Genomic DNA, 11,704 nt, shown 5'->3' with positions numbered 1-11,704 from the left:
AGCCGCCAATACCTGACGGTGACTGGCGGCAGTCTTGTTATTGATCCACTTTTTTACGATGTTTCTACCCTTGTCAATCTTGCAATATAGAATCCGTCGCTATGAAACTGGTGAGGCAAAATTTGAATTCCGTACTCATCCAATATGGCAGAGTGCCGCAGCTCTTCTCTCAGCGACAGATGACCTGCAGGGGCAAATTGATCGTTCTCCTTCAAGAATCGTTCCACGACACCGCCATTCTCAGCATGCTCTGTCGTACAAGTACTGTACACAAGCGTGCCTCCAGGCTTCAACAGCTTGGATACACGGCTTAGCAGCTCATATTGCAGCGCACTGATGGCTTCAACATCCTCTGGGGATTTGGTCCACCTAAGGTCCGGCTTTCTGCGAATAACCCCAAATCCAGAGCAAGGTGCATCGAGCAATATGCGGTCAAACGAAGCTTCCTTGTAGTTGGAAGCCAGATCAAGCGCATCATGGCATACGGTCTCAATACAGGCGAGCCCCAGCCTTTCCGCTTGTCTATGAATAAGCTCTACTTTGTGAGGATGAATGTCATTAGCAATAATACGGCCTTGATCCTCCATCTTCTCACCCATATGCGAGGTCTTGCCTCCGGGTGCAGCACAGCAGTCCAGGACGGTCATGCCTGGCTTCGGGTCCACCGCTCCGGCCACAAGCATGGAGCTCTCATCCTGTACAGAGAGCATCCCTTCCTTGTACCAGTCGGTAAGAGCCATATTCCCCCCGCTCTTGACGATAATCCCATCATCACTGAGAAGAGAAGGCTCCACAACAAGTCCTTCCTCCTGCATCTCTTGAATTAGCTTAATTCTCGAGATCATGGTCGTATTCACCCGAACACTGACCGGAGGTGCCTCGTTATTGGCGATACACATCGCTTCAGCTTCCTGCTCTCCATATTGTGAGATCCAGCGCTGAACGAGCCACTCTGGATGGGAGTGCATCAGTGCGATGCGTTCTGCGGCAGGAAGGCTGTCTGGAATTGTCAGCTTGTCCCTGTTTCTCAGAATATTGCGCAGCACACCGTTCACCATTCCGGAAATACCCTGATGGCCTTTGCGCTTGGCGATATTTACCGCTTCACTTACCGCCGCATGATCCGGCACGCGGTCCAAATATAGAATTTGATACAGACTCAGCCGAAGCAGACTGCGAACCCAGGGCTGAAGCTTGGCAAGTCCTTTGGCTACATAGGATTCAAGATAGTAATCCAATGTCTTTTGACGGGCAATGGTGCCATATACCAGCTCCGTGGCTAGTCCCGTATCAGCAGGGGTGAGATTGGCCTGTTTCAACACTTGATTCAGAAGCAGATTGCTGTAGGCTCCTTCCTGTTCAACCGCAGCCAAGACTTGAAGCGCCGCTTCTCTGCTGGATACCTTGCGCTTACTAGAAGCTGCAGACTTAGCACCGCTCTTCTCTCTACCCTTATTGGATGTATTGCCAAGACGCGGATTATTGTTGTCTCCTGACTTCACTTCAGCACCGTCCCTGCTGTGAGCGATCCGCCGCGGGCAAAATCACCGGCAGCCATCGCCTTCTTACCGGCAGGCTGCACCTCTGACAGCCACAGAGAGCCGTCGCCTGTCTTCACTTCAATGCCAAGCTTGGACATCCCAAGCACCGTTCCGGGCTCTGCATTCTTGCTGGCATTTGATGCTTGAAGGTAAGGCTCTGGTAGCTTGGAAGGATTGATAGTACCCCAGACTTTGAATACCTGCTCGTCCCATAATGTAAATCCTCCAGAGTATGGAGTAAGCCCCCGTACCTGGTCATAAATTTGACGTGATTGACGAGACCAGTCGATCTTCTCATCCTCTCGGGATAGGTTCTTCGCATAAGTTGCCTCATCCTCCTTCTGAGGAGTGGCCTGCACTTTTCCCTTAGTCAGATTGGGCATCTCGCGTATCAGCAGCTCTGCTCCAGCAAGGCTGAGCTTCTCAAACATCGTACCTGAAGTATCCTCATCCTCAATTGCGACCTCTACCCTAGAGATCATATCACCGGTATCTAGACCTTCAGCCATGTACATCAGCGTTACTCCCGTAACCTTCTCACCATTCATGATCGAACGCTGGATCGGTGCACCTCCCCGATATTTCGGCAGTAACGATCCATGCACGTTAACACATCCGTACTGAGGCATATCGAGCACGGATTTCGGCAAGATTTGTCCAAAGGCCGCAGTAACAATGAGATCCGGCTTCCATTTGGCAAGCTCTGCTACAGATTCTTCATTACGAAGCCTTGCCGGCTGAAACACGGGAATACCGTGCTTCAGCGCAGCTTCTTTGACCGGAGGCGGTGTCAGAACCTTTTTTCGTCCTTGAGGTTTATCCGGCTGAGTCACTACAAGGCTGATGCTGTATCCTTCCTCAAGCAGTCTCTCAAGTGAAGGCACAGCAAAGGCCGGTGTTCCCATAAAAACGATGTTCATTTCCATACCTCCTTATTTACCGCGGTTCGGTTCAGCTCCGATTTCATACACTTTTTCTGCGAGATCTGTAAACAAAACACCATTGAGATGATCGATCTCATGCTGGAACGCTCTCGCGAACAAACCACTGCCCGTAACCGTAAATTCTTTGCCATCGCGGTCAAGACCCTTTACTGTTACCGTTTCAGCTCTGCGGACATCTCCGTTGTAGCCTGGAATGCTCAGACAGCCCTCCGGTCCAAATTGCTCTCCTTCCGAGCTTACAATCTCAGGGTTGATCATTTTGATCAAACCGTGATCATCGCCAACATCGACTACGATAAGCCGCTTCAAGATGCCGACCTGCGGTGCAGCAAGACCTACACCATCCGCATCATACATTGTCTCCGCCATATCATCGAGCAGTTTTTGAACATTAGGTGTAATCTTCGTTACTTCCTTGGCTACCTTGTGCAATACCTCATCCGGCTCTTTTACAATCAATCGAATTGACATGCTGCTAAACACCTTCCTATGAACGTAATCATTTCAGGATTGAATCATCCTGCGTCATGTTAAATTATATGGTTTAAAATCCCGATCCTGAACTACATCAGCATCTGTGGATCGACATCAAGGCTTATAAGCAAATCCTTACCCTGAAAATCCTGTTCCATCTTCCTCGCCATATTTTTGACAAGGCCGATGGCATCAATTTCCCCACGCCATTTTATCATACATTGAAACCTGTATCTATTTTTTAATCGCGGCATGGGCGAGGCAACCGGACCCAGCACATCAAATGCATCAGAACTGAACCGATCCAGACTGCCGAACAGCCCCATCTTCTGCGCCTGCTCCTTGAGAAGTCTCGTGTAATTCTCCGCTGCCCTTACAAGAACAGGAAGCTGCTCATGAGAGAACGTCACCAGGATCAGCCGGCAGTACGGCGGATACTGCAGAGCGCGCCTGTGACCCAGTTCATCCTTGATAAATGAGAGATAATCATGGCTTCCTGCATGCACTATGGAATAATGATCCGGTGTATAGGACTGTACGAACACCTCTCCTGGCAGCTGATGACGGCCCGCACGGCCTGCAACCTGAGTCAGCAGCTGAAATGTTTTCTCAGCCGCTCTAAAATCAGGCAGATTCAGCGCTGAATCTGCGGTGATCACACCCACCAGCGTCACATCCGGAAAATCAAGGCCTTTGGCCACCATCTGTGTTCCAAGCAATATATCTGCCTTCTTCTCGCGAAAAGCTTTGAGCAGCTTCTCGTGGGAGCCTTTTTCAGTCGTGGTGTCCACATCCATCCGAATGACCCGCACGCCAGGAAACAGCTTCGCCAGCTCTTCCTCAACGCGCTGAGTCCCCGTGCCAAAATATCGGATATGCTCGCTGCCGCAATCCGGACAAATCTGGGGAGCCGTTTCCGCATAACCGCAGTAGTGACATCTCAAATTGTTGCTTCGCTGGTGATACGTAAGAGAAATATCGCACTCTGGACAGCTCGCCACATAGCCGCAGCTGCGGCACATCACAAAGGTTGAGTAACCCCGGCGGTTCAAGAGAAGCACCGTCTGCTCTCCGCGTTCAATCCGCTCGGCAATTCCTTGGTGCAGAGCTCTGCTGAACATCGACCGATTCCCGTCTTTCAGCTCCTCCCTCATGTCAATGATCCGTACCTTCGGAAGCTCATTGCCCAATGCACGATAGTTCATCTCCATGAGAACCGGAGCAAATTCATCACTAGCTTGTGACCTGGCAGCATAGTAGCTCTCAAGCGAGGGCGTGGCCGAGCCTAAAATAACGGCTGCTCCATGCTGTTTGGAGCGTTCCACCGCTACATCTCTTGCATGATATTTCGGCGTCTCCTCCTGCTTATAGGAGGTCTCATGCTCTTCATCAATGATGATCAGTCCCAGCTGATCGAACGGAGCAAACACAGCAGATCGGGCACCGATCGCCACCTTGACCTTACCCTCACGGATTTTGCGCCATTCATCATATCGCTCTCCGCCCGATAACCTGCTGTGCATGACGGCAACCTGGTCACCAAAACGCCCCTTGAATCTTTCAACCATCTGCGGTGTAAGTGAAATCTCTGGAACGAGCACAATCGCCTGACGATTCTGCTTAATGCAGCGCTGAATCGCTTGCAGATATACTTCCGTCTTGCCGCTGCCTGTTACACCACGCAGCAGAAATACACCCTGCTCACGTTCATCTAACTGTCTTGCAATCCGATCATAGACGGCCTGCTGTTCCAATGTGAGCGGAAGCGGCTCGGTTGGCTTGAAATCACGTCCACGGTATGGATCGCGGAACACTTCCACTTCAGAGATCGAGATTAAGCCCTTGTCTTCAAGCCCTTTCACTGTGGCGGCAGATACTTGAAGTGCAGACAGCACGTCTTTAAGCGGCATGGGAAGAAGCTCCTTCGCTTCGAGCAAAAAAGACAAGACCTCTTTCTGCCGTTTCCCTTTAGCCGGGAAGTCAGCAAGCGCGTCCTCAGCCTCTTGCTCACTTACAGCAAGATAGACCGCCTTCAGCATCTTCTTCTGCAGCTTGTCCTTGATCATCTGTTCCTCATGCAGAATGCCGCTGCGAATTAAACGCTTGATTTCCTTAGAATGATCCGGATACCGATCACTTAGATGATCAAGTGTCACTTGTTCCTTGCTCCGTACATATCGGATGATTACATCCTGGATGGACACATTCTCCGGTGAATCCGGCATAGCAAATAATACAGGGCCGTCGCTCGAAGCCTGAGATTCTTGCACGGTCTGCTCCTCTAATGATTCAAACCCTTCCGAAACAGAAATATAACGCTTGGATTTACCCTTCAGCGCAGTCGGAATCATGACCTGTAAGGCCATAATCGCACTGCAGGCGTAATGCCGGCTCATCCATCTTCCAAGCTCCACCAGATCTGGCGACAGCGGTGGAACCAGGTCCAAGAGTTCGGCAATTGGCTTCAGCTTAAAATCTGTGTTTACTGCCTCTTCCAGCCCGACGACAAAGCCCTGAACCGTTCGATGTCCAAAAGGCACCCCGACACGACTTCCTATCTCTACCCAGCCCTTAAGCGATTCCGGAATCAAGTAATCAAAAGTGCGGTCCACGTCTTTGGCAGGCACGTCTACTATCACTTTTGCTATATTCACAAGCTCACTTCCTCCCATCCATTCGGGAGGCTGCAATCAGCAGTACTTGCCGTGCTACTTCTTCTTTGGCCGTCACAGGTATTTCCTTGACCAAGCCCTGCTTGTCAAAAATCTTAACTGCATTCGTATCTGTCCCGAATCCAACACCCTCTTGAGTGACATCATTAGCCACGATCAGATCCGCATTTTTACGTTCGAGCTTAGATGCTGCATGCAGCTCCAGGTCATTCGTTTCCGCCGCAAACCCGATTAAGAATTGATGTGTCTTGGCTTTTCCCAGTGCTTCGAGAATATCAACCGTCTTGACGAGCTCCAGCGTGAGCGTCTCGCCGCTCTTCTTAATCTTCTGCTTCGCGGCCTCCATCGGACGATAGTCAGCAACCGCAGCTGCCTTAACAACGATATCGCTCTGTTCCCAACGCTCAAATACTGCCTGATGCATATCATCTGCAGACTGAACTGGAACGACAGTTATTCCTTCTGGGTACTTGACCTGCATATTAGCTGCAATTAACGTGACCTCTGCGCCCATGTCCTTAGCTGTTTTGGCAAAAGCAACTCCCATCTTACCCGAGGAATCATTGGTAATGTATCTTACCGGGTCAATTCGCTCAATGGTACCGCCTGCAGTAACTACCATTTTTTTGCCTAAGAGGGGCTTGCCTGCTTCTTCCTCACCAAAAAAACGCTCGATGACATCCACAATGGTCTCAGGCTCCTCGAGCCGTCCTTTTCCGACATACCCACAGGCAAGCTGTCCTACCCCCGGCTCGATAAAATGCACACCACGTGAATATAACGTATTCATGTTATGGATCACGGCAGGATGCTCATACATGTGTACATTCATGGCAGGCGCGACCATTACCGGCGCTGTTGTTGCCAGCAATGTCGTTGTCAGCATATCATCTGCAAGTCCATGAGCCATCTTGGCAATCACATTCGCGGTTGCGGGTGCAACAAGGACCAGATCTGCTGTATCCGCTAGGTTTATATGTGAGACAACGGATGCATCACGTTCATCAAAGGTATCTGTATATACCGGATTTCGTGATAATGACTGTAGGGTCAGCTCTGTAATGAACTCCTTGGCGGATGCCGTCATGATGACGTGTACCTCTGCTCCCTTCTGGACGAGCTTACTAGTCAGCGCAGCGGCCTTATAAGCTGCAATCCCTCCTGAAACACCGAGCACAATTTTTTTACCGTTCAGCATATGCGCTCCCCCTGTTCTGATTAAGATTTGGGACTCGAATTACGCGTCTAAAGAAAAAAATAACAACCTTGCGGTTGTCACTTTTATCATAGCTGTACCTTATTCGTATTTCGCGTATAGGTTATGACTGGCTGTCTTGTTGTTCTGCTTCGTCTTCGTCATGACCTTTCTCCACACGTACAAAATCACCATAGATCTCTTCAAGTGCAATACCGACTTGCTTATGGGATTTCGGATTTCTGAGTTCGGATTTCTCACCTTCACGCAGCTGTCTGGCGCGTCTTGAAGCTGCAACCACCAGAGAGTATTTACTGTCTACCTTGTTCATCATTTCATCAATAGATGGATATAGCATGGAGCACTCCTCATTTCGATTTACTATTTATTTTACAATGTTCGGCGATGATGATCGATTCTATTCGTTTGCAGGCCAAATCAATTTCATCGTTGACAACGGCATAATCATATTGCTGCAGCAAACTGATCTCCTGCTCGGCTACAGACATGCGGTGATCAATGGTCGCTTGATTCTCGGTGCCTCTGCCTTGAATTCGATCCTTCAATTCATCAAGAGACGGAGGCAGCAGAAATACGAAAATTCCTTCCGGGAACTTCTCTTTGACTTTGAGAGCTCCTTGGACTTCAATCTCCAAAATGATATCTTTGCCGGAATTAAGAGTCTCCTCTACGAAATCACGCGGGGTTCCATAATAGTTACCTACATACTCCGCATGCTCCAGAAGCTGATCCTTCTCAATCATATCAAGAAACTGCTCTCGACTCTTGAAAAAATAATTGACTCCGTTCTCTTCACCAAGTCTTGGCTGACGAGTTGTCGCTGACACTGAATAGATGAGTTCAGGAACTCGTTTTCTTAGAGCGGTACACACGGTTCCTTTTCCTACACCGGACGGTCCTGATAATACAATTAGTAATCCCTTAGACATATTACACTCCATTTTATTCGTCGTTGTCATCGTCTTTAGAAGATAAACGATGGGCAACCGTCTCCGGCTGCACTGCAGACAGGATCACATGATCACTGTCTGTAATTATTACCGCACGTGTTCTGCGTCCATATGTAGCGTCAATCAACATGTGACGATCCCGTGCTTCCTGTATAATTCTTTTGATTGGGGCGGATTCAGGACTAACAATAGAAATGATGCGATTCGCCGAAACGATATTGCCGAATCCTATATTTATGAGTTTAATTGCCATATTCAGGTTCGTCCCCCTATTACTGGTGTAATCTTTGCAAAACTGAATCAATTTCATAAAAATCATTAAAAAAGCAGCTAAAGGTATTATGAAATTGCTTCAACTTAGTGTTCATTGCCTATTCTAAATTCGCAGCTTGTTCTCTGATCTTCTCCAGCTCGGCCTTCATCTCGACTACAAGATTAACCAGCCCCAGGTGGTGAGCTTTAGTGCCGATGGTGTTGACTTCACGATTCATCTCCTGGATCAAGAAATCAAGCTTGCGCCCTATAGGCTCACGCACGGTGAGCAGCTCTTCGCACTGAGCCATATGACTAGAGAGACGAGTCAGTTCCTCATCTATGTTGGATCGGTCGGCAAAAATCGCGATCTCCATACCAAATCTATGTTCATCGAATGGTGCATCAGAAATTTCGGTTAATCGCTGTCTCAGCTTGCTTCGGTACTCCGTCACTACAGCTGGCGCTAACTGAACCATCGCTGCATGATGAGCCTGCAGACTCAATATTCGCGACTTCAAATCAGCGGCAAGATGACTTCCTTCACGAGAGCGCATATCAAGCAGCTCATCAAGTGCAAGCGCTAGTCCTTCCTGCAGCGCAGTCTCCCAGTTCTCGTCCTCAAAGACTGTAAGATTGCTCATCTCCTCAGAACTCACTAACACACCAGGCAGCTGCAGCATCTCTGAAATGGTCAGATTCCCCTTCATCCCGAAGCTGGACTCAAGCTCCCTTGAAGCCTCAAGATAGGAAGCAGCCATCTGCTTGTTCAGCACAGTACCTCTGCTGCTGTCATCCAATTCTCTCGTAATGAAAACATCAATTCTGCCTCGTGCAAGTTTACGCTGTACCATTCTGCGAAGCCCGTCTTCGAAACGACTCCATTCCCTTGGCATCCTAAAGACAACTTCACAGTATCTATGGTTGACAGATTTGACTTCAAGTTGTACCTTATACCCGCCATAGCTGAGCAAATATTGACCGTATCCGGTCATACTGAATGACATCGGCATCACATCCATTATACTATTGTATCGGATAATACAGGCTTAAACAAGTACGATAATCATGGGGGATTTGCCATTAATTCATACCATTATTGCCTAATTCAGGGCTTCCTATTAGAATCTGCATACATTATTTATTTGCACTTCAGGCACCGGCTTCCTAGTAACGACCCATAAAAACTTAAACAGGAGAGCTGCTTATGAAAACAGAACTGAACCTTATTGTTCGTCCCACCGAGATTGATGTTAACGGCCACGTAAATAATGCGAAATATCTAGAATATCTGGAATGGGCACGAGATGAATGGTATGAAGCGGGAGGGCTGTCATACAAAACACTACTTGAGCTTGGCTGTCAGACGGTCACCGTTAATATCAATATCAACTATCGCAAGGAATGCTATCAGGGCCAGCTTCTTACGGTCACAACAGAACAGGACAGTGCCCGGAATTCAAGTTATGTGCTTAGGCAAATGATATTAAATGAAGCCCAGGAGATCTGCGCAGACGCGCTCATTACAAGCGTGACCATCGACCCTTCCACTCGAAAAAGCAGACCGATACCGGAACAGCTCCGGAACCTTTTCTCATGATCAATCAATTGCTTAAACTTAACCATCATATGATAGAGCAACCGCACAAAAGTCCGTACCTGCAGTATTCAGCACAGCAGGCACGGACTTTTTTCCGATTTCATTCGTGATACTCTATTTAGCCGGATTCTAGGTCTTAATTACACGGCCTGATTTCTCCCACACATAGTGAGTCAGCTCTTCACTCATTCCATAGAACATGAACGGAGTCATTATATAGATTCCATTAAAATGCTCCATCGCTACGTCCAGCAGCTCCTTCGCTATTGCCGTACCTACCTTGCGGCCCTCTTCGCCTTCGAGCCCCGCCATTCTTTCTCTGACTGCGTCCGATAATTGAATACCTGGCACCTCATTGTGCAAATATTCTGCATTTCGACCACTTGCGAGCGGCATAATTCCTACAAATATCGGAATATCCAAATGGCTCGTTGCTTCCTTGAGCTGTACAAACAGCTTAGGATCATAGATTGGCTGGGTCATAATATAGTCTGCACCTGCAGCAATCTTCTTCTCGAGACGCTGTACCGCCTTCTCCAAATATTTCACATTCGGATTAAATGCGGCACCTACAATGAAGTCGGCTTTTTGCTTAAGCGGTTTACCGGAGAACGCTATTCCACTGTTCAGCTGCTTGATCATTCGTATAATTTCAAATGATGTCAGATCATAGACAGAGCTTGAATCCGGAAGGTCTCCGAACCTTGCAGGGTCCCCGGTTACTGCCAGCACATGATCAATGCCCAGTGCATCAAAGCCCATGAGATGGGACTGGGTTCCGATCATATTGCGGTCCCGGCAGGCGATATGAATCAGCGGTCTCAGGCCGGTCTGCTCCTTCGCCAAATATCCAAGCGCCATATTGCTCATCCGGGTTACCGCGAGAGAATTATCAGCCAGTGTCAACGCATCAACTCCAGCCTTCTTCAGACTCTTCGCTCCGGTTAGAAATTTCTGAATATCAAGATCACGCGGAGGGTCAAGTTCAACGATGACGGTGTGGCGTTCTTTAACCAAGTCTACAATTGTAGGCTCTGTTCGAATCGTGCCTGCTGCACTTCCATCGGCAAGCGTCTCGGATACGGAGTCCGGCAATGGCAGAAGCTCATCATCGACTACCGTTAATGGAGCTGCCTCATAAGTATCAAGAGCTGATACCATGGCTTTAATATGCTCCGGTGTCGTACCGCAGCATCCGCCGATAATCCGTGCATTCAAATCAGCGAACCGGACGGCGCTCTGACCGAAGTATTCAGCAGAAGCACCATACCGGTATTCCCCGTCAACGTATTCCGCCAGACCCGCATTCGGGAATACCGACATCGGAATTCCTAAATTCTGAACAGATTCCATCGCCCGCATAATACCATTAGGACCTGTCCGGCAATTAAATCCGATGACATCCGCGCCTTCTTTATGCAGAATCGAGAACGCTTCAGGCATTGTGAATCCATCGAACGTACGGCCGACATCATCAATAGCAAACTGGCAAATGATCGGCAGATCAGTCAACTTCTTAACCTGTCGAACAGCAATGACAAGCTCCTCCACATCATAGAAGGTTTCAAGCAATACCCCGTCAATTCCCTCTCCCACTAGAGCGGATATCTGCTGTTCAAAATAAAGATTCAGCTTGGCAGCGGAAATATCTGCTCTCTTACCCGCGCGAATGGCTCCGACTGCGCCAACCACAAACCCTTTATTCCCCATGGCTTCCCGCGCAACCCTAACACCCGCCCGGTTGATTGCCTCAACTTGATCTTCAAGTCCATATTTGGATAGGTTAACGTAATTCGCAGAAAATGTATTTGTTTCAATGAGCCTAGCTCCCGCTTCAATGTATCTGCGATGAACATCCTTGACCATCTCGGGGGATGTCAGGTTTAATTCCTCGTAAGAAACGCCGACCGGCACACCCATTTGATAGAGCTGTGTTCCCATAGCGCCATCGCCAATAATGACTTCATTCTTCAACACTTCACGTAAATCAGCCATCGTTCTCCTCCCGCCAATTCCAATTTATTCACACTAATGTAACACAAATGGGAGGATTGT

General features: G+C 48.5%; 11 protein-coding genes. 1 reads left to right on the top strand and 10 read right to left on the bottom strand.

Annotated features, from left to right (window positions below):
* Window positions 1-53 precede the first annotated feature (53 nt).
* The 9 genes from rsmB to BLW49_RS15545 form a co-directional block, all read right to left on the bottom strand.
* Window positions 54-1,502 carry a 16S rRNA (cytosine(967)-C(5))-methyltransferase RsmB gene (gene rsmB, locus BLW49_RS15585; RefSeq protein ID WP_076313153.1) on the bottom strand — a complete coding sequence of 483 codons (1,449 nt, stop codon included), beginning with the start codon at window positions 1,500-1,502 and terminating at the stop codon, window positions 54-56.
* Window positions 1,499-2,461 carry a methionyl-tRNA formyltransferase gene (gene fmt / locus BLW49_RS15580; RefSeq protein WP_076313154.1) on the bottom strand — a complete coding sequence of 321 codons (963 nt, stop codon included), beginning with the start codon at window positions 2,459-2,461 and terminating at the stop codon, window positions 1,499-1,501. Before fmt ends, rsmB begins: the two co-directional genes overlap by 4 nt.
* A gap of 12 nt (window positions 2,462-2,473) precedes the next feature.
* Window positions 2,474-2,956 (bottom strand): peptide deformylase, encoded by a 483-nt coding sequence (gene def / locus BLW49_RS15575; RefSeq protein ID WP_047910959.1) that lies wholly within the window; start codon window positions 2,954-2,956, stop codon window positions 2,474-2,476.
* Between the two features lie 92 nt (window positions 2,957-3,048).
* The gene (priA, locus tag BLW49_RS15570; protein ID WP_177178749.1) at window positions 3,049-5,631 is read right to left on the bottom strand and encodes a primosomal protein N'; all 2,583 of its coding nucleotides are present in this window, start codon (window positions 5,629-5,631) and stop codon (window positions 3,049-3,051) included.
* Window positions 5,618-6,829 carry a bifunctional phosphopantothenoylcysteine decarboxylase/phosphopantothenate--cysteine ligase CoaBC gene (coaBC, locus tag BLW49_RS15565; protein WP_076313156.1) on the bottom strand — a complete coding sequence of 404 codons (1,212 nt, stop codon included), beginning with the start codon at window positions 6,827-6,829 and terminating at the stop codon, window positions 5,618-5,620. Before coaBC ends, priA begins: the two co-directional genes overlap by 14 nt.
* Window positions 6,830-6,950: 121 nt before the next feature.
* Window positions 6,951-7,184 carry a DNA-directed RNA polymerase subunit omega gene (rpoZ, locus tag BLW49_RS15560; RefSeq protein WP_076313157.1) on the bottom strand — a complete coding sequence of 78 codons (234 nt, stop codon included), beginning with the start codon at window positions 7,182-7,184 and terminating at the stop codon, window positions 6,951-6,953.
* 10 nt (window positions 7,185-7,194) lie between these two features.
* On the bottom strand, window positions 7,195-7,776 hold the full coding sequence (gene gmk / locus BLW49_RS15555; protein WP_047910955.1) for a guanylate kinase: 582 nt from the start codon (window positions 7,774-7,776) through the stop codon (window positions 7,195-7,197).
* A gap of 13 nt (window positions 7,777-7,789) precedes the next feature.
* On the bottom strand, window positions 7,790-8,050 hold the full coding sequence (gene remA, locus BLW49_RS15550; RefSeq protein WP_006209218.1) for an extracellular matrix/biofilm regulator RemA: 261 nt from the start codon (window positions 8,048-8,050) through the stop codon (window positions 7,790-7,792).
* A gap of 118 nt (window positions 8,051-8,168) precedes the next feature.
* Window positions 8,169-9,056 carry a YicC/YloC family endoribonuclease gene (locus BLW49_RS15545; protein ID WP_047910954.1) on the bottom strand — a complete coding sequence of 296 codons (888 nt, stop codon included), beginning with the start codon at window positions 9,054-9,056 and terminating at the stop codon, window positions 8,169-8,171.
* Between the two features lie 200 nt (window positions 9,057-9,256).
* On the opposite strand from BLW49_RS15545, the gene BLW49_RS15540 reads away from it, so the two are divergent.
* On the top strand, window positions 9,257-9,649 hold the full coding sequence (locus BLW49_RS15540) for an acyl-CoA thioesterase (protein ID WP_076313159.1): 393 nt from the start codon (window positions 9,257-9,259) through the stop codon (window positions 9,647-9,649).
* A gap of 129 nt (window positions 9,650-9,778) precedes the next feature.
* Here BLW49_RS15540 and BLW49_RS15535 read toward each other — a convergent pair whose 3' ends face one another.
* Complete coding sequence (locus tag BLW49_RS15535) at window positions 9,779-11,644, bottom strand: bifunctional homocysteine S-methyltransferase/methylenetetrahydrofolate reductase (protein WP_076313160.1); 1,866 nt, start codon at window positions 11,642-11,644, stop codon at window positions 9,779-9,781.
* Window positions 11,645-11,704: the final 60 nt, after the last annotated feature.

Origin of the sequence: Paenibacillus sp. PDC88, from assembly GCF_900106725.1 — a bacterium.
GTDB lineage: Bacteria > Bacillota > Bacilli > Paenibacillales > Paenibacillaceae > Paenibacillus > Paenibacillus shunpengii.
This window is presented reverse-complemented; position numbering and strand designations above follow the sequence as displayed.

Bases quoted from the DNA above. Each gene is read 5' to 3' on its own strand.
- priA (WP_177178749.1), bottom strand. From the start codon at position 5,631: ATGGGAGGAAGTGAGCTTGTGAATATAGCAAAAGTGATAGTAGACGTG.
- BLW49_RS15535 (WP_076313160.1), bottom strand. From the start codon at position 11,644: ATGGCTGATTTACGTGAAGTGTTGAAGAATGAAGTCATTATTGGCGAT.
- BLW49_RS15545 (WP_047910954.1), bottom strand. From the start codon at position 9,056: ATGTCATTCAGTATGACCGGATACGGTCAATATTTGCTCAGCTATGGC.
- coaBC (WP_076313156.1), bottom strand. From the start codon at position 6,829: ATGCTGAACGGTAAAAAAATTGTGCTCGGTGTTTCAGGAGGGATTGCA.
- remA (WP_006209218.1), bottom strand. From the start codon at position 8,050: ATGGCAATTAAACTCATAAATATAGGATTCGGCAATATCGTTTCGGCG.
- BLW49_RS15540 (WP_076313159.1), top strand. From the start codon at position 9,257: ATGAAAACAGAACTGAACCTTATTGTTCGTCCCACCGAGATTGATGTT.
- gmk (WP_047910955.1), bottom strand. From the start codon at position 7,776: ATGTCTAAGGGATTACTAATTGTATTATCAGGACCGTCCGGTGTAGGA.
- def (WP_047910959.1), bottom strand. From the start codon at position 2,956: ATGTCAATTCGATTGATTGTAAAAGAGCCGGATGAGGTATTGCACAAG.
- fmt (WP_076313154.1), bottom strand. From the start codon at position 2,461: ATGAACATCGTTTTTATGGGAACACCGGCCTTTGCTGTGCCTTCACTT.
- rpoZ (WP_076313157.1), bottom strand. From the start codon at position 7,184: ATGCTATATCCATCTATTGATGAAATGATGAACAAGGTAGACAGTAAA.